At 70.5% G+C, this 23444-nt stretch carries 22 protein-coding genes and 1 pseudogene; 5 read left to right on the top strand and 18 right to left on the bottom strand.

The genetic code is table 11. From position 1 onward, the window contains the following. The 4 genes and pseudogenes from C1I97_RS09545 to C1I97_RS09525 all read right to left on the bottom strand — a co-directional run. Positions 1–2412, bottom strand: a 2412-nt coding sequence (locus tag C1I97_RS09545) for an ATP-binding protein (protein WP_111002794.1), incomplete at its 3' end; no start/stop codon positions are given. A 287-nt stretch (positions 2413–2699) separates the two neighbouring features. Beyond that, positions 2700–3023 (bottom strand): STAS domain-containing protein, encoded by a 324-nt coding sequence (locus tag C1I97_RS09535; RefSeq protein WP_111002793.1) that lies wholly within the window; start codon positions 3021–3023, stop codon positions 2700–2702. Between the two features lie 146 nt (positions 3024–3169). Further along, the gene (locus C1I97_RS09530; RefSeq protein WP_111002792.1) at positions 3170–4018 is read right to left on the bottom strand and encodes a 3-hydroxyacyl-CoA dehydrogenase family protein; all 849 of its coding nucleotides are present in this window, start codon (positions 4016–4018) and stop codon (positions 3170–3172) included. Positions 4019–4165: 147 nt separating this feature from the next. Beyond that, a pseudogene (locus tag C1I97_RS09525) lies at positions 4166–4585 on the bottom strand (TetR/AcrR family transcriptional regulator); the annotation flags it as partial. A 26-nt stretch (positions 4586–4611) separates the two neighbouring features. Here C1I97_RS09525 and C1I97_RS41285 point away from each other — a divergent pair. Together C1I97_RS41285 and C1I97_RS09515 are read left to right on the top strand one after the other, a co-directional pair. Further along, the gene (locus C1I97_RS41285) at positions 4612–5325 is read left to right on the top strand and encodes an ABC transporter permease (protein WP_111002791.1); all 714 of its coding nucleotides are present in this window, start codon (positions 4612–4614) and stop codon (positions 5323–5325) included. A gap of 13 nt (positions 5326–5338) precedes the next feature. Next, positions 5339–5911, top strand: coding sequence for a cob(I)yrinic acid a,c-diamide adenosyltransferase (locus C1I97_RS09515; RefSeq protein ID WP_111002790.1), 573 nt, complete (start codon positions 5339–5341; stop codon positions 5909–5911). 947 nt (positions 5912–6858) lie between these two features. Here the strand turns inward: C1I97_RS09515 and C1I97_RS09505 are convergent. Both C1I97_RS09505 and C1I97_RS09500 read right to left on the bottom strand, forming a co-directional pair. Then, positions 6859–7179, bottom strand: coding sequence for a type II toxin-antitoxin system Phd/YefM family antitoxin (locus C1I97_RS09505; protein ID WP_111002788.1), 321 nt, complete (start codon positions 7177–7179; stop codon positions 6859–6861). Beyond that, complete coding sequence (locus C1I97_RS09500) at positions 7176–7787, bottom strand: hypothetical protein (protein ID WP_258382496.1); 612 nt, start codon at positions 7785–7787, stop codon at positions 7176–7178. Before C1I97_RS09500 ends, C1I97_RS09505 begins: the two co-directional genes overlap by 4 nt. Positions 7788–7938: 151 nt before the next feature. Between C1I97_RS09500 and C1I97_RS09495 the strand changes: the two genes are divergently transcribed. From C1I97_RS09495 to C1I97_RS09485, 3 genes are all read left to right on the top strand, one after another. After that, positions 7939–9129 (top strand): sensor histidine kinase, encoded by a 1191-nt coding sequence (locus C1I97_RS09495; protein ID WP_111002787.1) that lies wholly within the window; start codon positions 7939–7941, stop codon positions 9127–9129. Continuing rightward, a complete protein-coding gene (locus tag C1I97_RS09490; protein ID WP_111002786.1) occupies positions 9126–9767 on the top strand; it encodes a response regulator in 642 nt (213 codons plus the stop codon). Before C1I97_RS09495 ends, C1I97_RS09490 begins: the two co-directional genes overlap by 4 nt. Positions 9768–9892: 125 nt before the next feature. Next, positions 9893–11719, top strand: a complete 1827-nt coding sequence (locus tag C1I97_RS09485; protein WP_111002785.1) for a glycoside hydrolase family 18 chitinase — start codon at positions 9893–9895, stop codon at positions 11717–11719. A 149-nt stretch (positions 11720–11868) separates the two neighbouring features. On the opposite strand, the gene C1I97_RS09480 is transcribed toward C1I97_RS09485, so the two are convergent. The 12 genes from C1I97_RS09480 to glyA all read right to left on the bottom strand — a co-directional run bounded on the left by C1I97_RS09480 (position 11869) and on the right by glyA (position 23308). Then, on the bottom strand, positions 11869–12315 hold the full coding sequence (locus C1I97_RS09480) for a DUF2550 domain-containing protein (RefSeq protein WP_111002784.1): 447 nt from the start codon (positions 12313–12315) through the stop codon (positions 11869–11871). 130 nt (positions 12316–12445) lie between these two features. After that, positions 12446–12820, bottom strand: a complete 375-nt coding sequence (locus C1I97_RS09475; protein ID WP_111002783.1) for a F0F1 ATP synthase subunit epsilon — start codon at positions 12818–12820, stop codon at positions 12446–12448. Between the two features lie 111 nt (positions 12821–12931). Then, positions 12932–14368 carry a F0F1 ATP synthase subunit beta gene (gene atpD / locus C1I97_RS09470; protein WP_111002782.1) on the bottom strand — a complete coding sequence of 479 codons (1437 nt, stop codon included), beginning with the start codon at positions 14366–14368 and terminating at the stop codon, positions 12932–12934. Then, positions 14368–15285, bottom strand: coding sequence for a F0F1 ATP synthase subunit gamma (locus C1I97_RS09465; RefSeq protein WP_111002781.1), 918 nt, complete (start codon positions 15283–15285; stop codon positions 14368–14370). Before C1I97_RS09465 ends, atpD begins: the two co-directional genes overlap by 1 nt. A 21-nt stretch (positions 15286–15306) precedes the next feature. Continuing rightward, a complete protein-coding gene (atpA, locus tag C1I97_RS09460) occupies positions 15307–16899 on the bottom strand; it encodes a F0F1 ATP synthase subunit alpha (RefSeq protein WP_111002780.1) in 1593 nt (530 codons plus the stop codon). Between the two features lie 136 nt (positions 16900–17035). Continuing rightward, the gene (locus C1I97_RS09455) at positions 17036–17851 is read right to left on the bottom strand and encodes a F0F1 ATP synthase subunit delta (protein WP_111002779.1); all 816 of its coding nucleotides are present in this window, start codon (positions 17849–17851) and stop codon (positions 17036–17038) included. A gap of 2 nt (positions 17852–17853) precedes the next feature. Beyond that, positions 17854–18396, bottom strand: coding sequence for a F0F1 ATP synthase subunit B (locus C1I97_RS09450; RefSeq protein ID WP_111002778.1), 543 nt, complete (start codon positions 18394–18396; stop codon positions 17854–17856). Between the two features lie 42 nt (positions 18397–18438). Then, positions 18439–18669: an ATP synthase F0 subunit C gene (gene atpE / locus C1I97_RS09445; RefSeq protein ID WP_024884520.1), complete on the bottom strand. Its 231-nt coding sequence runs from the start codon at positions 18667–18669 to the stop codon at positions 18439–18441. A gap of 74 nt (positions 18670–18743) precedes the next feature. After that, the gene (atpB, locus tag C1I97_RS09440; RefSeq protein ID WP_111002777.1) at positions 18744–19565 is read right to left on the bottom strand and encodes a F0F1 ATP synthase subunit A; all 822 of its coding nucleotides are present in this window, start codon (positions 19563–19565) and stop codon (positions 18744–18746) included. A gap of 225 nt (positions 19566–19790) precedes the next feature. After that, on the bottom strand, positions 19791–20237 hold the full coding sequence (locus C1I97_RS09435) for a hypothetical protein (protein ID WP_111002776.1): 447 nt from the start codon (positions 20235–20237) through the stop codon (positions 19791–19793). A 302-nt stretch (positions 20238–20539) separates the two neighbouring features. Continuing rightward, a complete protein-coding gene (locus tag C1I97_RS09430) occupies positions 20540–21904 on the bottom strand; it encodes an MraY family glycosyltransferase (protein WP_111002775.1) in 1365 nt (454 codons plus the stop codon). A gap of 147 nt (positions 21905–22051) precedes the next feature. After that, positions 22052–23308 (bottom strand): serine hydroxymethyltransferase, encoded by a 1257-nt coding sequence (glyA, locus tag C1I97_RS09425; protein ID WP_111002774.1) that lies wholly within the window; start codon positions 23306–23308, stop codon positions 22052–22054. Positions 23309–23444 lie beyond the last annotated feature (136 nt).

Genomic DNA, 23444 nt, shown 5'->3' with positions numbered 1-23444 from the left:
GGGCGAGGCCGGAGGCTCGGAGGAGGGCGACTCGGACGTCGGCGGGTCTGGCGACTTCGACGGCGATGAGGGCTTCTCCGGCGGGGACGACCTGGGCGGGGACGTCGTCCCGGACGTCGACGGCGTCGACGGCGTCGACGGCGCGGGCGACGTGCCGTCGCCCGGGTCCCTCGTGCTGCTGGGGCCGTCCGACGGCCGGGTGGAGCCGGGCGGCGGGACCGGGTCGTCCGAGGTGCCGTACGTGCCGTCGGGGCCCGGGCTGGTCGGGCGGCTGGTGGCCGTGCCGGTGTCGCCGATGCCGGCGGTCCCGTCCTGCTCCGGGGTGTCGGCGTCCAGAGTGCCGTCGTCCGTGTTCTGGCCGGCGGACGGGTTGACGTCGATCCTTTCGGAGGGGGTGTTGGCGTCGTTGTGGGAGGCGGCGCCGAGCGTCACCACCGTGCCGAGGACGGCGGCGAGCAGCGCGCCCGCGCCGGCCGCCACGACGTTGCGCCGGGTCAGGCCCTTGAAGCCGACGCGGTGCTTGACCGGAGCGGCCGAGCCCAGGACCGTGGCGGGGGCGCCGCCGACGGACGGCTGGAGCGCCGGGAAGGGTGCGGGGACCCCGCCGGGCGGAGACGCCGACTCCTCGGTGCGGGCGTCCGGCACCTCCTCCCCCGCCATCGCCCCGAGGCCCGCCACGACCGCGGCGCCCGGTGCCGTACCGGAGCGGTCGGCGACCAGGGCGAGGGCGCGGCGCCCGGCGACGGTGCCGCGCTTGTCGGCGAGCGCGCCGCGCAGTCCGAGGGCGGCCTCCAGCTCGGCGCGGGCCCGGTCCAGCCGGCCGCCGCAGAGCGCGAGGACGCCCAACTCGTGCTGGAAGTAGGCCTGTTCGCCTACGTCCCCGGCGAGCCGGGAGGCCTCGACGCCGAACCGCAGCGCCCGCTCCCAGGCGTTCCAGTCGAGCCCCGCGGCGAACGCGGGCGCGGCCGTGCGGGCGAGCTGTACGGCGGGGCTCACCTCTCCCCCGTCCGCCGGCGTGGTCCCCGGCACCAGCACCGCCAGCGCCGCGAGCACGGCGTCCGCCTCGGCGCACACCCTCTCGGGCGTGACCGAGGGGTGCCCGGCCCACCAGGCGTAGTGCTGGGCGGCGGTGAGGGCCCGGGCCCCGGCGTCCTCGCCGTAGCCGGCGGCCTCCAGCTGGGCCGGCACCCCGGCGGCGAGCCGGTAGCGGGAGCCGACCGGGGAGACCAGGCCGCAGCTCGCCAGCTCGCCGAGCGCGGCGTCGGCGTGGGTGTCGCCGACCAGCGCGGGCAGGTGCGCCTGGTGCGGCACCTCGCCGCCGAGTGCGACGGCGAACCGCAGGGTGTCCCGCGCGGACACGCTCAGCCGGGAGGCGAGCAGCGGCGCGGACGCGGCGGCCTCACCCAGCGACGGCAGGGGTACGTCGTCGCCGGCGCCCCCGTCGAGGGGGGCGTCCGCCGGCGGTGCGTCCTCGAAGACGCCGAACTCGTCGACCGCGCCGGCGCTGGCCCGCAGCCGGTCGTGCTGGCTCAGCAGGGCCCCGGCCTGGACGAAGCGCAGGGGCAGGCCCTCGGACTCGAACCAGAGGTCGCCGGCCCAGTTGGACTCCTCCTCGGTGAGCACCCGGCCGACTCCGCGCTCGACGAGCTCCACGCCGCCGGCCCGGTCCAGGCCGCTGAGGACGACCTCCTCGACGTCGGACCCGGCGGACGGCGCGGGCACGTCCGGGGTGGCACTGACCAGGAAGGCGCACTCGGGGGTGGCCTCCAGCAGCTCGTCCAGCGCGCCGCCGCCGAACTCGATGTCGTCCACGACGACGACCGCGCCGATCTCACGGACGTGGACGCGCAGTTCGTCCTCGTCGGGCCGGTACCCGGGCGCGCTGTGGACGGCGCGGAAGAGGTCGTGCAGCAGGTCGCTCGCGGTGCGGCGGAAGCCGGTGAGGCGGACGACGCCGTCGGGGGCGAGGTCCGAGCAGTCGTCGGCGACGAGGTCGAGCAGACTGGTGCGGCCGGAGCCGCCCGGCCCGGTCAGGCGTACGGAGCGGCCGCGGGCGAGCAGCCGTACCAGCTGCTCGCGCTCGTCCTGGCGCTCCAGGAGTGGCTGCGTGGAGAGGGTCGGGCCCGGCGGGACGGGCGGCTCGGCCGCGGCTTCGATCTCGGCGCGCTCGGCCTCGTCGTACTTCCGCGGCCGTCCGGGGCGCTCTCCGGGCGGGCAGACCTCGATCTCGCTGCCGTCCACGGGGTTGACGGTGAGCAGGAAGTCGCCCGTGACGAGCCGCACCGTACGGGCCAGTGCGGGCGCGTGCGGGATGAAGTCGGGTGTGAGAGATTCCCTGGGCGGGCGCTGACGCGGCGTGTGGCCGTTGCTGTCGTGGCCCATGTCCTCGGGTTCCCGGATGTTCGGGTCCATAGGTTCCAAGCCCCCCAAAAGCGTCGTGTGCCGGCCATGGCCGGCCCCTCCCGGCCTTGCCGCACACCGCGCTGTCGCTTCTGGTCCGGTCCCGCTCGAGGGTTTCTGGGCAGCGGGCGACCGAACCCTAAACCTTCGCACAGTATCTACGACAGCCCGGGGTGCCGCGCCGCCCGAGACGTCACAGTCTCATGAGGATTGCGCGCGACGTGCAGTTCGCCGACCTGTGTCCGGGTCTCCCGCACAACGGGGTTCACACCTGTACGGGACCGGGGAACCGAAGCGGACTAGACGCGAGGCAGGGACTCGAGTCCGATGCCGCCCTCGATGGCGAGGATGCGGTGCAGCCGGGTGGCCACCAGCAGGCGCTGCATCTGCGGCGGTACGCCGCGCAGCACCAGCCGCCGGCCGCAGCGGCCGGCCCTCCGGTGGACACCCATGATCACGCCGAGTCCGGTGGCGTCCCAGGAGTCGAGCTCGGACAGGTCGAGCACCAGGTCGCCGACGCCGTCGTCGACGGCCGAGTGCAGGACCGTACGGGCGTCCGCCGCGCTGTGGACGTCGAGGCGGCCCCCGACGACCAGCCCGGCGTGGTCGCCCCTGATGTGCATATGCGCTCCCCGTGAATGCGGTGGCGTACTCCGTTGACGGAGGGTGTGCAACCTCTGACTGCTTTGGTGGCAGTGGGGTTGCTGTTTGTAAGCGAACCGATACCGAAATCACCCTCAAGGGTGATCCCCGTGACCCCGGCGCGGTGTCAGTGCTTGTAGAAGCCCTGCCCGCTCTTGCGCCCGATGTCACCGGCGTCAACCATCCGGCGCATCAGCTCCGGCGGGGCGAACTTCTCGTCCTGGGTCTCGGTGTAGATGTTGCTGGTCGCGTGCAGCAGGATGTCGACGCCGGTCAGGTCGGCGGTGGCGAGCGGACCCATGGCGTGACCGAAGCCCAGCCTGCAGGCGAGGTCGATGTCCTCGGCGGTGGCGACGCCCGACTCGTAGAGCTTGGTCGCCTCCACGACGAGGGCGGAGATCAGGCGGGTGGTCACGAAGCCGGCCACGTCCCGGTTGACGACGATGCAGGTCTTGCCGACCGACTCGGCGAACTCGCGGGCCTTGGCGAGCGTCTGGTCGCTCGTCTTGTAGCCGCGGACGAGTTCGACGAGCTGCATCATCGGCACCGGCGAGAAGAAGTGCACGCCGACGACCCGCTCGGGACGCTCCGTCACCGCCGCGATCTTGGTGATCGGGATGGCGGAGGTGTTGGAGGCGAGCACGGTGTCCTCGCGCACGAGCTTGTCGAGCGTGCGGAAGATCTCGTGCTTGACCTCGAGCTTCTCGAAGACGGCCTCGACCACGACGTCCGCGTCGGCGGCCGCGTCCAGGTCGGTGGTGGCGGTGATCCGGGCGAGGGCGGCCTCGGCGTCGCGCGCCTCCAGCCTGCCCTTGCTCACGAACTTGTCGTACGAGGCCTTGATGCCGTCCGTGCCACGCCTCAGCGCCTCGTCGGTGACGTCCCGCAGAACGACGTCCCAGCCCGCCTGCGCGGAGACCTGGGCGATGCCGGACCCCATGAGACCGGCCCCGATGACGGCGAGCTTCCCTGCCACTGACGACTCCCCTGGGAAACGACGGCGCGAGCGCTTACTCGCGGCTTACGAATGACTCCAGGGCGGACACTAGCGCTCACGCGGGGCTGTGTGACCGGTAAGTAATGCGCGTCACGTCTCAAATGACGGACCTCACACCCGCGAGAGTCACCGAGCCCCTCGGACGGCGTAGTTGAGTACCTTTTCGTTCAACAAGTCCTCAATGTCGTCGAGGAGCCCCAACACCTCTCGGGAGACTTCGCGCGGATTGCGCCCCTTGGCCATCTCGCGCCCGATGACGGTCATGACGGTGCTGTGCGCCCAGCCGACCTGGCCGGCCATCAGGTGGGGCAGCGGATCATCGTCGGCCGCGCCGGTCTCCTCGCGCAGGGCCGCCTCCAGGTCGGCCTGCACTTCCTGGGCGATCGCCCACAGCCGGGAGCGCAGCGCGGGCGCCTCCTCGATCACCCGCGTGAAGTGGGCGCAGTCGGCGAGCAGCCCGATCCGGGGCGAGACCGCCTCGACCTCCTCACGCAGTTCCCGCAGGACCGCCCCGGCGGCGGACTCGCCCTCGCCCCGGCCCCAACGGCGCCGGGAAGACGACCACCCTGCGGATGCTCACCACCCTGCTGAGGCCGACCGGCGGCACGGCCACCGTCGCGGGCTGCGACCTGGTCCGCGATCCCGTCGGCGTGCGCAGGGCGTGCGGGTACGTCGCCCGGTCCGGCGGGGTCGACGGCCAGATCTCCGTACGGGAGGAACTGGTCATCCAGGGCCGGATGTACCGCCTGACGAGGCAGCAGGCCCGTTCCCACACGGAGGAGTTGGCGCGCGAACTCGACCTCGCCGGACTGCTCGCCCGCAGGACCTCAGCCCTCTCCGGAGGCCGGCGCCGCCGCCTGGGCATCGCGATGGCGCTCATCCACCGCCCACGGGTGCTGGCGCCGGCGATGGGCCTCAGGGCCCCGCCGCCCGGGGTGCTGATCGGCTTCGGGTTCGTCGCGCTGCTGACGATCTCCCTGGCCTCGCTGTCGTACGCGCCGGCGATGCGCGTGCGCACCGCGCAGGAGTTCGGCCCGGTGATCAACGCGCTGACCATGCCGCCCATGCTCCTGTCGGGCCTGATGCTCCCGATGGCCCTCGGCCCGGCCTGGCGGGACGTGCTGTCCCGCCTCACGCCGTTCCGCTACCCGGTCGACGCGGTGCGGGACGCGTACGTCGGCTCCTACGCGAGCGCGCACATGCTGTACGGCGTCCTGGTGGCCGCCGGCTTCGCCGCGCTGCCCGTGCTGCTGGGCACACGGGTCTTCCGCACGGCCGGGGCATGACTACGCTGGCCGCATGGTCAATCTGACGCGCATCTACACCAGGACCGGGGACAAGGGCACCACCGCCCTCGGCGACATGAGCCGGGTCGCCAAGACGGATCTGCGGATCTCGGCGTACGCCGACGCCAATGAGGCGAACGCGGTGATCGGTACGGCGATCGCACTGGGCGGGCTCGACGCGGAGGTCGTCAAGGTCCTCACCCGTGTGCAGAACGACCTGTTCGACGTGGGCGCGGACCTGTCCACGCCGGTGGTGGAGAGCCCGGAGTTCCCGCCGCTGCGGGTGGAGCAGTTCTACGTCGACCGCCTGGAGGCGGACTGCGACCGCTTCAACGCCGAACTGGACAAGCTCCGCTCCTTCATCCTCCCCGGCGGCACCCCGGGCGCGGCCCTGCTCCACCAGGCCTGCACGGTGGTCCGCCGCGCCGAGCGGTCCACCTGGGCCGCCCTGGAGGTGCACGGCGAGACGATGAACCCGCTGACGGCCACCTACCTCAACCGCCTGTCGGACCTGCTGTTCATCCTGGCCCGCACGGCGAACAAGGAGAACGGGGACGTCCTGTGGGTACCGGGCGGCGAACGCTGAGGACGTCGGCCACCCCAAGGGGCAACGGAACGGCCCCCGCATCGCGCGCGGCCGGCCTGCCGTCAGCGCCACTGGCGGCCTCTGAGCCGTGTCGATGCGGTGGTGACCTGCGTATTCCGAGTACTTGACCGGCTGCACCACTCGGCGGGACGCGATCTCCCGGGCGGGGCTCATGACACCCACCCTTCTGAAAAGTGTGAGCACCCGGCAGGCGAGTGTCACTCGTGCACTCAGATGAGCGGCGTGTGAACACTGGAGGCCGAAATGCTCACACTTTTCAGAGGGGTATGTACCTCCTGGCCGGGCATCGAGGGGCGTGTCCCACGCCGTGGTGCAGGCGGTCAAGCCCTTCGCGTTCCGGTCCGAGGGCCGTGGCGACCTCCGGGGAAGCGGCAGCCCGCGAAGTGCCCCGGTGGGCCGACAGCTCCGGGAACAGCGCCTCGACATCGAGCGGGCGCGGCGGTGTGGTCCTCGCCATGCACGTGACCTTGGACAGCCGCCGACCGCCATGAGATGCAGCACCCCCGATGGCAACCGCCTCTGCACCAGTGCTGTCAGAACCTGTGAACATTTCGATTCACAGGCAGGCGTTGACTGCCTCCCAAACCGGTGCACCGATGCCGTCGTTCTCGCGAACAGAGCCAGGGCCCGGCCAAGCGGCCGGCCGGACATACAACGGGACGCCGGTCGCTGCCGACTGGGAGCACCCCCGGAGCGCTCTGGAGCTGATGCTCGCCTCGTGAGCCGGGCAGATCCCGGTACAGGCGCCGGGCGACCGGGGCGGCTTCAGGCTGCGCAGCGCACGCGACTGGAACCGCGACATCGTCATGTCCTGCGCGCGCCTAGACCACGGGCGCGGGTTCCGTACCGGGCTCCATGACCGGGATCCCCGACCGGGACGGTGGGCAGAACCCGCGGTGCACGGCGGGGAGGCGCGAGCGCGGCTGTCAGAAGCTGGATGAACACCACTGGTGGCGCGTCGAATTGCCGGAGACGGATCCGTACGCTCCCGCCAGGCCCGCTCGGGTGGTCATCGCCGACGCAAGGGCGCGCGGAGCGACGTGCGGCGACGCGTCCGCCCACGTCACATGTCCGCCAGCAGCTCGTCGGCGGCCTCTCTCTTCCCGCGCGTTGCCCTCCTCCACGGGCACGATCGCTGCCACAGGGGCGCCGTCACGCGTGATGACGGTGGGCTCCCCCTCTGCCGCGTGGTCCAGCGGCCGCGCCAGGCCGGCCTGAGCCTCGCGCCCCGATACGGAGTCGTTCACATCCGCAGCGTACGCGTGAGCGTGCGTCCATCACCGCCTGGTCGGCGTACGACCCTCTGCCGAGCGGACCGCCCCGGCCGGGGCTTCTTGGGGAAGAGCAGGTACGTCAGGGCGATCAGGCCGTGGATCGCGGTGATGCGGAGCGCCGTCCACTGCCAGGACCTGAGGGGGGCGGTGGCGGACGGCGTGCCGACGTACCAGACCGCCGTCTGGAGCAGGGCGAGGGCGACGGCCGCGGCGAGCAGGGTGCGCAGCCAGAGGCGGGCCTCGTGGCGGGCTCGGGGCAGGCCGTACCCGGGTGGCTTCGGCGGGCGTGGGGCGCCGGCCAGGCGGTGGGCGGCATGGGCGTCGAGCCGGCGGACGGTGTAGTGGCCGTAGCCGGCGGTGAAGCCGATGTAGAGGGCGGCCAGGCCGTGCTCCCAGCCGGGCCGCGCGCCGTTCTTCAGGTCGATGGCGGTGACCGTGAACAGGACCAGCTCCAGCAGCGGCTCGCACAGCAGCAGGACCACACCGGTGCGGCGCCACTTCAGGACGTAGCGGGCGGTCAGGCCCAGCGCCAGCAGCACCCAGAAGCCGACCTCGCAGGCGACGATCAGCGCGACGATCACGGTTGCTCCTCTCGGTTCCCCCTCCAGGTTTCCGGGGGATCGCGTCCGGTGCGTCGTCGGCGGTGACGAACCGCGACTGCATCCTTCGATGTACTCGTGGACCGTTCCGGGGGATCACGCGACGGACCGCCGGGCCGTGTTGGATGGGGACATGGCCGTACGACTCCCCCGCCTACACCGTGACGACGTGCGGATCGCGGTGGGCGGGCTGCTCGGCGGGGTGCTGCTGTGGGCCATCGGCCTGGGGCCCCGCGAGACCGCGGACAGTCTGGTGCTGTGGCCGCAGCGCTGGGCCGTCCTGGTGCCGCTCGCGGTGACGGCGGGCTGCGAGCTGCTGCGCCGCACCCGGCCCGGGGCGGCCCTGCTGATCGGCACGGCCGCGCTGGCCGCGGACACGATGACGCGGGGCAGCGTGGTCACGGTCGTGATGTTCACGGACCTCATGTACGCGGCCGTCCTGTACGGCTCTCCCGCCTCCGCCCGCCGCCTGCCCTGGGTGACCGGGCTGCTCACCGTGATCGGCGGCGTGGTGCCCGCCGCGCTCTGGCGCACTCCCCAGGGCCTGCTGATCGGCGTGGGCGTCGGCGTGGTGGCGCTCGCGCCCGCGAGCACCGGCTGGATCGTGCGCAACCACCGCGAGGCCGCCGAGGCCGCCCGGCTGCGGGCCGAACAGACCGCGCTGCTCGCCGAGATGGACCGCGCCCAGGCCGTTGCCGCCGAACGCGCCCGCATGGCAAGGGAGTTGCACGACATGGTCGCCAACCACCTGTCCGCGGTCGCCATCCACTCCACGGCCGCGCTGTCCCTCGACGACCCGGAGACCTCCCGGCAGGCGCTCGCCGTGATCCGCGAGAACAGCGTCGAGGGGCTGGCGGAGATGCGGCGGCTGATCGGCCTTCTGCGGGACAGCGGCGGCGGGGGCGCCCCTGCCGCCGCGCCGACCCTGGACGGGCTTCGGGCGCTGGTCGAGGGCGCTCGTGGCAACGGGCTCGACGTCACCCTCGACGCCCGTCACGGCGAGGTCCCCGCGCCGGTGGAGCTGGCGGCGTACCGGATCGTGCAGGAGTCGCTGACCAACGCCCTCAAGCACGCGGCGCCGGGCCGGGTCACCGTCACGCTGGCCCAGAGCGACGGCGCGCTCGACGTGCGGGTGGCCAGCCCGTACGGCCACCGGGAGGGGCCGCGCGCGCCCGGCTCCGGGGCCGGTCTGGTCGGGATGCGGGAGCGGACCGCGCTGCTGGGCGGCACGTTCCGGGCGCGTCCCGAGGGCGCCGTCTGGATCGTACGGGCCACCCTGCCCCTGACCGAAAACGGAACCGGAACCGAAGGAGATCCCGCATGATCCGCGTTCTCGTCGCCGAGGACCAGTCCGCCGTCCGCGCCGGGCTGGTGCTGATCCTGCGCAGCGCGCCCGACGTCGAGGTGGTGGGCGAGGCGGCGGACGGCGAGCAGGCGGTGGAGCTGGCCCGTGAGCTGCGGCCGGACCTGGTGCTGATGGACGTGCAGATGCCGCGGCTGGACGGGGTGTCGGCGACCCGGCAGGTGGTCGCGGAGGGGCTCGCGGACGTGCTCGTGCTGACCACCTTCGACCTCGACGAGTACGTCTTCGGGGCGCTGCGCGCCGGAGCCGCCGGGTTCCTGCTCAAGAACGCGGAGGCCCGGGAGCTGGTGGAGGCGGTACGGACGGTGGCGCGCGGGGAGGGGATCGTCGCCCCGGCCGTGACGCGGCGCCTGATCGCCGAGTTCGCCGCCGGGCCGGTACGGGAGGCGAAGGCGGCGCCGGCCGCGCTGGACACGCTCACCCGTCGGGAGCGCGAGGTGCTGTCGTGCCTGGGTCAGGGGCTGTCCAACGCCGGGATCGCCGCCCGGCTGGACCTGGCGGAGGGGACCGTGAAGACCCACGTCAGCCGGCTACTGGGCAAGCTGGGGCTGCGCAGCCGGGTGCAAGCGGCGGTACTGGCACAGGAGTTGGGGATCTAGTACGCCATCGAACCACAGTGGTCCAGACCTATTGACCTCTGGTACAGACCTTTCTACGCTCACAGCACCGTGGGGCGTGAAGGCTCAGTCATGCCCCTGCCAACCTTCCCCACAAGGAGGCGCGCATGCGCTTCAGACACAGAGCCGCGGCCGGATTCGCGACCCTGTTGCTGCCCCTGGCCGGACTGGTCGGTCTCGCGAGCCCCGCCCAGGCGGCGACGTCCGCCACCGCCACCTATGCCAAGACCCAGGACTGGGGCTCCGGGTTCGAGGGCAAGTGGACGGTGACCAACTCCGGTACCACGACGATCTCCTCGTGGACGATCGAGTGGGACTTCCCCTCCGGCACGTCCGTCACCTCCGCCTGGGACGCGGACGTCACGTCCTCCGGCACGCACTGGACCGCCAAGAACAAGTCCTACAACGGCACCCTCGCCCCGGGTGCCTCCGTCTCCTTCGGCTTCAACGGCGCCGGCTCCGGCTCGCCGGGCAACTGCAAGCTCAACGGCGGCAGCTGCGACGGCGGCGGCACGGTCCCCGGCGACAACCCGCCCTCCGCGCCGGGCACCCCGACCGCCTCGAACGTCACCGACACCTCGGTGAAGCTCAGCTGGAGCGCGGCCACCGACGACAAGGGCGTCAAGAACTACGACGTGCTGCGCGACGGCAGGACGGTCGCGACGGTGACGACGACCTCGTACACCGACACCGGTCTGGCCGCCGGCACCGACTACTCCTACAGCGTCCAGGCCCGGGACACGGCGGGCCAGACCGGCCCGGTCAGCGGCTCGGTCGCCGTCCGCACCACCGGCGGCGGCACCAATCCCCCGCCCACCGGCGACAAGATCAAGCTCGGTTACTTCACCGAGTGGGGCATCTACGGCCGCAACTACAACGTCAAGAACATCGTGACCTCCGGCTCCGCGTCGAAGATCACTCACATCAACTACGCCTTCGGCAACGTCACCGGCGGCAAGTGCGCGATCGGCGACTCCTACGCCGACTACGACAAGGCGTTCACCGCCGACCAGTCCGTCAGCGGCGTCGCCGACACCTGGGACCAGCCGCTGCGCGGCAACTTCAACCAGTTGCGCCAGCTGAAGGCCAAGTACCCGCACATCAAGGTGCTGTGGTCCTTCGGCGGCTGGACCTGGTCCGGCGGCTTCGCGGACGCGGCCAAGAACCCGACGGCCTTCGCCCAGTCCTGCTACGACCTGGTGTACGACCCGCGCTGGGCCGGCGTGTTCGACGGCATCGACATCGACTGGGAGTACCCCAACGCCTGCGGTCTGACCTGTGACACCAGCGGGGCGGCGGCCATCAAGAACCTGGCGTCCGCGCTGCGCGCCAAGTTCGGCAGCAAGGCCCTGGTCACCGCGGCCGTCTCCGCCGACGGCACGTCCGGCGGCAAGGTCGACGCGGCCGACTACGGCGGGGCGGCCCAGTACCTCGACTGGTACAACGTGATGACGTACGACTTCTTCGGCGCCTGGGACGCGCAGGGCCCCACCGCCCCGCACTCCCCGCTCACCTCGTACAGCGGCATCCCGAAGGCCGGTTTCACCACGGCCGACGCGATCGCCAAGTACAGGGCGAAGGGCGTCCCGGCGAGCAAGCTGCTCGTCGGCATCGGCTTCTACGGCCGCGGCTGGACCGGCGTCACCCAGTCCGCCCCGGGCGGCACGGCCACGGGCCCGGCGGCGGGTACGTACGAGCAGGGCATCGAGGACTACAAGGTCCTCAAGACCACCTGCCCGGCCACCGGCACCATCGCGGGCACGGCCTACGCCAAGTGCGGCAGCAACTGGTGGTCCTACGACACCCCGGCCACCGTCGGCACCAAGATGTCCTGGGCGAAGGGCCAGGGCCTGGGCGGCGCCTTCTTCTGGGAGTTCAGCGGCGACACCGGCAACGGTGAGCTGGTCAGCGCCATCAACAGCGGTCTGTCGTAACAGCGGTCCGCCTCCACGAGAACACCGAAGCTCCCCCGGACGAGGTCCGGGGGAGCTTCCCCGTACTCGCTGCCTTACGCCACGTTCACCCTCCCCCAGCAGCTCCGCTGCCGGGGGTACCCCCATCCAGCGGGGCCCCGAACGTCGCTCTACGCGACGTTCACCCGCTGTCCGGGGGGCGCCGCCTCCAGCCAGGCCAGGAAGCCGGTCAGGGCGTCCTCGCTCATGGCGAGCTCCAGGCGGATGCCGCGGTGCAGACAAGTGAGGACGACCGCGTCGGAGAGCAGGGCGAGCTCCTCCTCGCCCTCGGGAAGACGGCGGCCGGCCACCTCGATGGACTCGCGCTCCAGAGCGCGGCGCGGGCGGGGGGCGTAGGAGAAGACGCGGAACCACTCGACGCGGTCGCCGTTGTAACGGGCGACGCCGTAGCTCCAGCCCTTGCCGCTGGTGTCGGGTTTCTCCGGTACGTCCCAGCGCAGGCTGCAGTCGAAGGTGCCGCCGGAGCGCTGGATCAGCCTGCGCCGCAGACCGAAGACGAACAGTCCCACCACCACGAGCAGGACCACCAGCCCGCACACAGTCAGAGCGAGGACCATCGACACCGACCTCCTCGTCTCCTAGGTAATGGAACGGAAAAAACACCCACATTCACCTCAGCCGCGGCCGGTACCGGATTGCTCCGGTACCGGCCGCGGCTGAGTGACGTCATCGCACGGCTGGCTGGGTTCAGCTCGCCGTCGCAGCGCGCAGTCGGACCTCCGCGCGGCGCTCGGCGTGGGCGTCGCCCTCCGTCTTCGCGCGTTCCAGCTCCCGCTGGGCGTGCTGGACGTCGATCTCGTCCGAGAGTTCGGCGATCTCCGCCAGCAGCGACAGCTTGTTGTCCGCGAAGGAGATGAAACCGCCGTGCACCGCGGCGATGACGGTCCCGCCTTCACTCGTACGGATGGTCACCGGGCCCGACTCCAGCACACCGAGCAGCGGCTGGTGACCGGGCATGACGCCGATGTCGCCGGACGTGGTGCGCGCGACGACCAGGGTGGCCTCGCCGGACCAGACCTGGCGGTCGGCAGCGACCAGCTCGACGTGCAGCTCAGCAGCCAAGAGTGGCTCCTCGGGTCACCACCCGGCGGGGGTGCCGGGTGTTGGGGTCAATTCTAAGGGGCGTGGACGAGGGGGCGGGACCGCACCCGCCCCCTCGGATGAGCACGTGGCTCAGGAGACGCCCAGCTCCTTCGCGTTCTTCTTCAGGTCCTCGAGACCACCGCACATGAAGAAGGCCTGCTCGGGGAAGTGGTCGAACTCGCCGTCGCAGATCGCGTTGAAGGCGGTGATCGACTCGTCCAGCGGCACGTCCGAGCCGTCCACACCGGTGAACTGCTTGGCCACGTGGGTGTTCTGGGACAGGAAGCGCTCCACGCGACGGGCACGGTGGACGACGAGCTTGTCCTCCTCGCCGAGCTCGTCGATACCGAGGATCGCGATGATGTCCTGCAGGTCCTTGTACTTCTGCAGGATGTTCTTCACGCGCATGGCCGCGTTGTAGTGGTCCTGCGCGATGTAGCGCGGGTCCAGGATCCGGGACGTGGAGTCCAGCGGGTCCACGGCCGGGTAGATGCCCTTCTCCGAGATCGGACGGGACAGAACCGTCGTCGCGTCGAGGTGGGCGAAGGTGGTGGCCGGGGCCGGGTCGGTCAGGTCGTCCGCGGGGACGTAGATCGCCTGCATCGAGGTGATCGAGTGACCGCGGGTCGAGGTGATGCGCTCCTGGAGCAGACCCATCTCGTCGGCCAGGTTCGGCTGGTAACCCACCGCGGACGGCATGCGGCCGAGCAGGGTGGAGACCTCGGAACCGGCCTGGGTGAAGCGGAAGATGTTGTCGATGAAGAACAGCACGTCCTGCTTCTGGACGTCGCGGAAGTACTCGGCCATGGTCAGGCCGGCCAGCGCGACGCGCAGACGGGTGCCCGGGGGCTCGTCCATCTGACCGAAGACCAGCGCGGTCTTGTCGATGACGCCCGACTCGGTCATCTCGTCGATGAGGTCGTTGCCCTCACGGGTGCGCTCACCGACACCGGCGAACACCGACACACCGTCGTGGTTGTTGGCGACGCGGTAGATCATCTCCTGGATGAGCACCGTCTTGCCGACGCCGGCGCCGCCGAACAGACCGATCTTGCCGCCCTTGACGTACGGGGTCAGCAGGTCGATGACCTTGACGCCGGTCTCGAACATCTCGGTCTTCGACTCGAGCTCGTCGAAGTTCGGCGCCTTGCGGTGGATCGGCCAGCGCTCGCCCGTGTACTCGGCGTCGACGTTCAGCACCTCACCGAGGGTGTTGAACACCTTGCCCTTGGTGAAGTCGCCGACCGGGACGGAGATGGCCGAGCCCGTGTTCGTCACCGGGGACTGGCGGACCAGACCGTCGGTGGGCTGCATGGAGATGGTGCGGACCAGGCCGTCACCCAGGTGCTGGGCGACCTCCAGGGTCAGCGTCTTCTTCTGGCCCGCGTTCGCCGGGTCGGAGACCTCGACGTGAAGGGCGTTGTTGATCTCCGGCATCGCGTCGACGGGGAACTCCACGTCGACGACCGGGCCGATGACCCGCGCGACGCGGCCCGCCGCCGTGGCCGTCTCAACAGTGGTGGTCATTACTTGTCACTCCCCGCGGTCGCGTCGGCCAGGGCGCTCGCGCCACCGACGATCTCGCTGATTTCCTGGGTGATTTCGGCCTGGCGGGCCGCGTTGGCAAGACGGGCGAGGTTGTCGATCAGCTCACCCGCGTTGTCGGTGGCCGACTTCATCGCGCGCCGTGTGGCGGCGTGCTTGGAAGCGGCCGACTGGAGCAGCGCGTTGTAGATACGGCTTTCCACGTAGCGCGGCAGCAGCGCGTCGAGGACGTCCTCCGCCGAGGGCTCGAAGTCGTACAGCGGAAGGATCTCGTCCTTCTTCGCCGTCTCCTCCGCGACCTCCTCGAGGCGCAGCGGCAGCAGCCGGGCGTCGGTCGCCGTCTGCGTCATCATCGAGACGAACTCCGTGTAGACGATGTGGAGTTCGTCCACGCCGCCGTCCGCGGTGTCCTTCTCGATGGCCTCGATCAGCGGGGCCGCCACCGTTTTGGCGTCCGCGTACGAGGGCTCGTCGGTGAAGCCGGTCCACGACTCCGCGACCTTGCGCTCACGGAAGTTGTAGTGGGCGACACCGCGCCGGCCGACGATGTACGCGTCGACCTGCTTGCCCTCGCCCTCGAGGCGCGCGGTCAGCTGCTCCGCGGCCTTGATGGCGTTGGAGTTGAAGGCGCCGGCCAGGCCGCGGTCGCTCGTGAGGAGCAGTACCGCGGCGCGGGTCGGGTTCTCCGCCTCCGTGGTCAGCGGGTGCTTGATGGTGGACCCGGTGCCGACCGCCGTGACCGCGCGGGTCAGTTCCTGCGCGTACGGCGTGGAGGCCGACACCTTGCGCATCGCCTTGACGACGCGCGAGGCGGCGATCATCTCCATCGCCTTGGTGATCTTCTTGGTCGCGGTGACGGATCGGATGCGACGCTTGTAGACCCGGAGCTGGGCTCCCATGAGTCAGGTCCCTTCCTTACGTCACTTGGCGGCAGCGGCCGGGGTGTCCTCGCCGAGCAGCTTGCCGTCGCTCGTCTCGAACTGCTTCTTGAACTCGGCGACGGCGTCGTCGATCGCCTGGATGGTGTCGTCCGACATCTTGGCGCCCTCCTTGATGGAGGTCATCAGGCCCTGCTCCTTGCGGTGCAGGTACTCCAGCAGCTCCTTCTCGAAGCGGCGGATGTCGGCGACCGGCACGTCGTCCATACGGCCGTTGGTGCCGGCCCACACGGAGACGACCTGGTCCTCGGTGGCCATCGGCTGGTACTGGTCCTGCTTCAGCAGCTCGACCATGCGCTGACCGCGCTCCAGCTGGGCTTTGGAGGCCGCGTCCAGGTCGGAACCGAAGGCGGCGAACGCCTCCAGCTCACGGAACTGGGCGAGGTCCACGCGCAGACGGCCGGAGACCTGGCGCATCGCCTTGTGCTGTGCGGAACCACCGACTCGGGAGACGGAGATACCGACGTTCAGCGCGGGGCGCTGACCGGCGTTGAACAGGTCCGACTCCAGGAAGCACTGGCCGTCGGTGATGGAGATGACGTTGGTCGGGATGAACGCCGAGACGTCGTTGGCCTTGGTCTCGACGATCGGCAGACCGGTCATCGAACCGGCGCCCATGTCGTCGGACAGCTTGGCGCAGCGCTCCAGCAGCCGGGAGTGCAGGTAGAAGACGTCGCCCGGGTAGGCCTCGCGGCCCGGCGGACGGCGCAGCAGCAGCGACACGGCGCGGTAGGCGTCGGCCTGCTTGGACAGGTCGTCGAAGATGATCAGGACGTGCTTGCCCTGGTACATCCAGTGCTGGCCGATGGCGGACCCGGTGTAGGGCGCCAGGTACTTGAAGCCGGCCGGGTCGGACGCCGGGGCGGCGACGATGGTCGTGTACTCCAGCGCGCCGTTCTCCTCCAGCGAGCGGCGGACCGACGCGATGGTGGAGCCCTTCTGGCCGATGGCGACGTAGATGCAGCGGACCTGCTTCTTCGGGTCGCCGGTGCGCCAGTTGTCACGCTGGTTGATGATCGTGTCGACGGCGAGGGCGGTCTTGCCGGTACCGCGGTCGCCGATGATCAGCTGGCGCTGACCGCGGCCGATCGGGGTCATGGCGTCGACGGCCTTGTAGCCGGTCTCCATCGGCTCGTGCACCGACTTGCGCTGCATGACCGTGGGGGCCTGCAGTTCGAGGGCGCGGCGACCCTCGGTCTCGATCTCGCCGAGGCCGTCGATCGGGTTGCCGAGGGGGTCCACCACGCGGCCGAGGTAGCCCTCGCCCACGGCGACGGACAGGACCTCACCGGTGCGCTGCACCGGCTGGCCCTCCTCGATGCCGCTGAACTCACCGAGGACGATGGCACCGATCTCGCGCTCCTCGAGGTTGAGGGCGAGGCCGAGGGTGCCGTCCTCGAACTTCAGCAGCTCGTTGGCCATGGCCGAGGGCAGACCCTCGACCTTCGCGATGCCGTCGCCGGCAAGGGTGACCGTACCGACCTCCTCGCGCGAGGCCGCGTCCGGCTTGTACGACTGGACGAAGTTCTCCAGCGCGTCCCGGATCTCCTCCGGCCGGATCGTGAGCTCCGCCATCTGGGTTCCCTGCTCTCCTTGTTGGGCCCGAAGTTTCACTTGGGGGTATTGCGAGTCCCGGACTCCCCCCAATAAGAGGTGAATCCTCTGCACGGCCCAACCAGGGCCGTCGTGTACGTCTTGTGTTGAGTTGCTGCTAGCTCGCCATGCGGCGGGCGGCGTCTTCGAGCCGGTCCGCGAGGGAGCCGTTGATGACCTCGTCGCCGACCTGCACCCGGATGCCGCCGACGACCTCGGGGTCCACGTCGAGGTTCAGGTGCATCTGGCGGCCGTAGAGCTTGGCGAGAGCGGCGCCGAGGCGCTGCTTCTGCCCGTCGCTCAGCGGGACCGCCGAGGTGACGACGGCGACCATGCGGTCGCGCCGGTCGGCGGCGAGCTTGGCGAGGGACTCCAGTCCCGCTTCAAGACTACGTCCCCGCGGCGCGGTCACGAGGCGCGTCACCAGACGCACCGTGGTCGCGTCGGCCCGGCTGCCGAGCAGCCGGTTCAGCAGCTCCGTCTTGGCCGACGCGGTCGCGGCCCGGTCGGTCAGGGCCGCGCGCAGCCCGGTGTTCGAGGAGATGATCCGCCCGAAGCGGAACAGCTCGTCCTCGACGTCGTCGAGCGCGCCGGCCCGCTGTGCCGCGGTGAGGTCGGCGATGTTCGCCAGCTCCTCCAGCGCGTCCACCAGGTCGCGGGGCTGCGACCAGCGGGAGCGCACCAGACCGGAGACCAGGTCCTCGGTGGTGCCGCCGATCTGGCCGCCCAGCAGGCGGTGCACCAGCGTGGCCTTGGCCTCGCCGGGCTGCGCCGGGTCGGTGAGGACCCGACGCAGACCGACCTCGCGGTGGAGCAGCGCGGTGACGGACGCCAGTTCCTCCGCGAGCCGTGCGGCGTCCACGGACGTGGAGTCCGTCAGCGCGTCGAGACGCTCACGTGCAGCGGTCAGAGCCTCGCGGCTCGCTCCGTGCATGGTCATCGAGCGGCCTCTGCCTTCTCCTCGAGCTCGCCGAGGAAGCGGTCGATCACACGGCTCTGCCGGGCGTGGTCCTCGAGGGACTCGCCGACGAGCTTGCCGGCCAGCTCGGTGGCCAGCTTGCCGACGTCCTGCCGGAGCGCGGACGCGGCGGCCTTGCGGTCGGCCTCGATCTGGGCGTGACCGGCGGCGATGATCTCCTCGCGCTGCCGCTGGCCTTCGGCCCGCATCTCGGCGATGAGCGAGGCACCCTGCTCCTGCGCCTCCTGGCGCAGACGCGCGGCCTCGTGCCGGGCCTCGGCGAGCTGAGCCTTGTACTGCTCAAGGACGCTCTGGGCCTCGGTCTGGGCGGCCTCGGCCTTCTCAATACCGCCCTCGATCGCCTCGCGGCGCTCCTCCAGAACCTTGTTGATGTTCGGGAGGAGCTTCTTGGCGAGGAAACCGAAGACGATGACGAAGGCGAGCAGGCCGATGACGAGCTCGGGGATCGGCGGGACGAGCGGGTTCTCCGCCTCGGCCGCGATCGTGAGCAGCGGGCTCATGTTTCTGCCTTTCGTCTAGTCGGCTGGAAGTGGATCAGCTGATCACTTGCCGTAGACGAACGGCATGACCAGACCGATCAGGGCCAGCGCCTCACAGAAGGCGAAGCCGAGGATCTGGTTGGCGCGGATCAGGCCGGCGGCCTCGGGCTGGCGGGCCAGGGCCTGGGTGCCGTTGCCGAAGATGATGCCGACGCCGACGCCGGGGCCGATGGCAGCGAGGCCGTAACCGATGGAGCCGAGCGAGCCGGAAACAGCGGCAAGGGTCTGGGACATGCCAGTTCTTCCTTTTCTTTACGGACCGGTGGGGGTTGGCCACCGGACGATCAGGGGGTTGCTCTGCGGGGCGCTCAGTGGTGTTCGGCGAGCGCGCCCTGGATGTACGTGCACGTCAGGAGGACGAAGACGTACGCCTGCAGTGCCTGGATGAAGAGCTCGAAGGCCGTCATCACGATCGTCATGACGAAGCTGACGCCGGCGTAGGCGATGCCGATGCCGTTGAGCAGGTACCAGCTGGCGATCGTGAAGAGCAGCAGCAGCGTGTGGCCCGCGAACATGTTGGCGAAGAGTCGCACCGCGTGGGTGAACGGCCGCACCAGCAGGTTCGAGAAGAACTCGATGAGCATGGCCAGCGGCAGCACCGCGCCCAGCGACTTGTCGTAGCCCGTCACGTTCTTGAAGAAGCCCACGAAACCGTGGCGCTTGAAGGTCAGCGAGACCCACAGCACGTAGACGAGGAGGGCCAGGATCGCCGGGTACGCGATGATCGAGGTGACCGGAAACTGGGCGACCGGAATGATCGACCAGAGGTTCATCATCCAGATGAAGAAGAACAGGGAGACGACGAACGGGACGTACTTCTCGCCTTCCTTCTTGCCGATCGTCTCGTAGACGACCCCGCGCCGGATGAAGTCGTAGCCCGCCTCGGCGACCATCTGGAGCTTGCCCGGCACGACCTTCGGCCTGCGGAAGGCGGCCCAGAAGAAGCCGACGACGATGATCGAGCCGAGCAGGGCCAGCAGCATCGGCTTGTTGAAGTACAGGTTGCTGTCCGCGTTGCCCCAGAGAGGCTCGAACAGGAACGAGTGCAGGCCGGGAGCCGGGAAGCCACAGTTGGCGAAGATGTGGCAGTCGGTCTCGAAGGCGAGCACCTGCGTCGGGTCAGCACTCACCGCGGGCTCCTTCAGCGTGGCGCATAGGTACGGCAACCTCGTTGTGTCGGCGCGGCGCGCGGCCGCGGTTCGGCACGGGACTGGTGTTACGGATGTGGGGGCGGCAGTGGGGCATCTCGCCTCGCGATCGGACAGGCGTCAGCTCGGATGCCCGCGCCCGCGATGCCGCAGTTGGCACCGGACGATAGCAGGGTCTCTCATGCGTCCTTATCCCGGCCCTACCACTCACGACGAGCGCTCCGTCTTGTCGGGCTTGTCACCGGTCGAAGACGCGGTCGAGTCGGGCTCGACGTAGAGGATCTTGGACTTCATGTGGGCCCGCGTCTGCGCCGCGATCCAGGCCAGCGTGGCGGCGACCAGGGTGAAGGCGAAGGCCCTGGGGTTGAACAGCGTCGTGTTCTTGAACGCGGCCAGGAAGACGAACAGCAGCAGGATCTGCGCCGCGTAGAGCATCAGGCCCATCGCCTGGAAAAGGTGGGGAAGCGATTTGGCGGTGCGCTGCAGGACGTAGAGGCCGATCCCCATGAAAAGGATCACGATCACGGCCGCGACGAGCGCACCGATCGCTCCCTTGCCGCCGGCGACCACGCCGCTGATGACGGCGGCGACCACGCCGACGGCGGCTGTGGGCACAGCGGCCTCGGCCAGGATCCGGGCGTCACTGGACGGCATAGCGGCAACTCCGCACATCACAGGGGGCAGGGCGTCGTCAGGGACGAGCGTAGTCCCGGCGTCGAGAGAGGAACCTCAGCCCCAAAAGAGCTTTGCAATCAAGGTCCTTCGACCCTCTCCGGGATACTCGTGAACGGTATCACAAACTATTTGATGAGGTCTTTACCTGGTGAGTGTGCTTACCCTCACAAGTGAGGCCGCGAACGCACGCCTGTGCAAAAAACAGGTCAACATGTGCAGGATTGCCCGGTTTTGCGACCTCATGAGTTGGCAACGCTTTAGTCAGATTCTTACCTTGGCCGTCAGCGTGACGTTCCCGCTTTACGCTCGTCCAGGAGACGGGAACGGGCGCCGAGAGCGGTCGCTCCGTTGACCCCGGCCACGCCGGCCCGGACCCGTGCGCCGGAAGTCCCCGCAGCAGTGCCCGCGGCAGTGGCGGCGGGAGCCGGGTGCTCCACGGCCGCCGGTGTGGAGGCGTCCGGCGCCGTGACCGGGCGCGGGCGCCGCCGGTAGCGCGGCGGCATGAACTGCTCGGCCCAGCGCGGCGCACGCGGCGTGAAACGCGGCAGCAGGAGCAGCACCAAGCCGAGGAAGCTGAGCAGGGCGACGCCGAGCACGATCCACATGGACGCGGAGTTGACCGAGTAGGCCAGCGCCCCGAAGCCGATCAGCGCCGACCAGAAGTACATGATCAGCACGGCCCGGCTGTGCGAGTGGCCGATCTCCAGCAGGCGGTGGTGCAGATGGCCGCGGTCGGCGGCGAACGGCGACTGACCGCGCCACGTGCGCCGCACGATGGCCAGGATCAGGTCGGCGGCCGGGATCGCGATGATCGTCAGCGGCATCAGCAGCGGGATGTAGACCGGCACCATCTGGTGCACGGTGTTGCGCTCGGAGCCGGAGAACAGGTTCATCAGGTCCGGGTCGATCTGCCCGGTCACCGAGATCGCGCCCGCCGCCAGGACCAGGCCGATCAGCATGGACCCCGAGTCGCCCATGAAGATCCGCGCGGGATGCATGTTGTGCGGCAGGAAGCCCAGGCACATGCCCATCAGGACGGCCGCGAAGAGGGTCGCGGGGGCGGCGGCCTCGATGTTGTACCCGTACCACAGCCGGTAGGTGTACATGAAGAACGCGGCGGCCGCGATGCACACCATGCCGGCGGCCAGGCCGTCGAGTCCGTCGACGAAGTTGACCGCGTTGATGGTGATGACCACCAGCGCCACGGTGAGCAGGGTGCTCTGCCACTGGGTCAGCGCGACCGTGCCCACGCCCGGGACGGGCAGCCACAGGATCGTCAGACCCTGTACGACCATCACACCGGCCGCGATCATCTGGCCGCCCAGCTTGATCAGGGCGTCGATCTCGAACTTGTCGTCGAGGACGCCGATCAGCCAGATCAGGGCGGCCCCGGAGAGCAGCGCGCGTGGCTCGTTCGACTTTTCGAAGACCTCGTTGAGGTTGGTGAGGTGGTCGGCGGCCAGCAGGCCGGCGCACAGGCCGAAGAACATCGCGATCCCGCCGAGCCGGGGAGTGGGCTCCCGGTGCACGTCACGTGCCCGGATCTCCGGCATCGCCCCCGCCACGATCGCGAACTTGCGTACCGGCCCTGTCAGCAGATACGTCACCGCGGCCGTGATGCAGAGCGTCAGCAGGTATTCACGCACGGGCTTCCCCACAGGTCTCGCTGGCCATCTCAGCCTCACACCCTAGCGACGCAGGCATATGTATGGGGACTTCCGGGTAGCGACGATGGTTGCACGTGTGGCTGTGCACGGTTGTGTACGGTTTTGTGCGACCGTTCGCCCGTTCGCCTACCCCGTCTCGGCCGGGATACGGGAATACGGCGGAAATCCGCCGGTGAACTCGCGCACGTCCTCACGCGCCCTCGCCCCGTCGATCTCGCCGCGCAGCACCTTGCCGAACAGTACGGCGATCCACTCCATCTCGCCCTGGCCCATGCCCTGGGTGGTCACCGCCGCGGTGCCCAGGCGCAGCCCGCGGGCGTCGGTGTGCGGCAGGGCGCAGCAGTCCAGGACGATCCCGGCGGCGGCCAGCCGCCCGCGCGCCGCGCGCCCGTCGACGCCGAGCGGCGCCGGGTCGGCGGTGATCAGGTGGGTGTCGGTGCCGCCGGTGGTGACGTTCAGGCCCTCGGCGGCCAGCCGGGCCGCGAGGACGCGCGCGTTGGCGACGACCTGGTGGGCGTAGGCGGCGAAGGCCGGAGCCGCGGCCTCGGCGAACGCGACGGCCTTCGCGGCGATGGTGTGCATCTGCGCGCCGCCCTGGGTGAACGGGAAGACGGCGCGGTCGACGCGTCCGGCGAGCTCGCCGCCGCACAGGATCATGCCGCCGCGCGGGCCGCGCAGCACCTTGTGGGTGGTGGCGCACACGATGTCGGCGTACGGCACGGGGCTGGGCGCCGCTCCCCCGGCCACCAGCCCCATGGGGTGGGCGGCGTCGGCGATCAGATAGGCGCCCACCTCGTCGGCGACCGTGCGGAAGAAGGCGTAGTCGATGTGGCGGGGGTAGGCGATCGACCCGCAGACGATCGCCTTGGGCCGGTGCGCATGGGCGAGGGTGCGCACCTGGAGGTGGTCGATGAGCCCGGTCTCGGCGTCGACGCCGTAGCCGACGAAGTCGAACCAGCGGCCGGAGAAGTTCGCGGGCGAGCCGTGGGTGAGGTGGCCGCCGTAGGGCAGGCCGAGGGCGAGCACGGTGTCGCCGGGGCGCAGCAGCGCCGCGTAGGCGGCGAGGACCGCCGAGGAACCCGAGTGGGACTGGACGTTGGCGTGCTCGGCGCCGAACAGGTCCTTCGCCCGCTGTACGGCGAGGCGTTCGGCGACGTCGGCCATCTCGCAGCCGCCGTGGTGCCGGGCGCCGGGGTAGCCCTCGGCGTACTTGTTCGCCAGCGCGGAGCCGAGCGCGGCCAGCACCGCCGGCGAGGTGAAGTTCTCCGCGGCGATCAGCTGCAGTGTCGTCGACTGCCTCTCCAGCTCCCCCAGCAGGATGTCGGTCAGTTCGGGGTCCTGCCGCCGCAGGACATCGGCCTCGAGAACGGGGATGACCGACATGACGCGCTCCGGACGGTCGACGGTGACGTACGTCCAATGTAGGCCCGCCCCCACCGCCCCGCGCGGCCCTTACGCCGTCCCGGGCACGCCGCGCAACCCGGGTCCCACGGGGCCCGCGGGCCCCGTGGGACCCGGG

Source organism: Streptomyces sp. NTH33 (genome assembly GCF_003236365.1).
Taxonomy (GTDB): Bacteria; Actinomycetota; Actinomycetes; order Streptomycetales; family Streptomycetaceae; genus Streptomyces.
The sequence above is the reverse complement of the archived record's forward strand: the minus strand, read 5'-3'. Positions and strand labels throughout refer to the sequence as shown.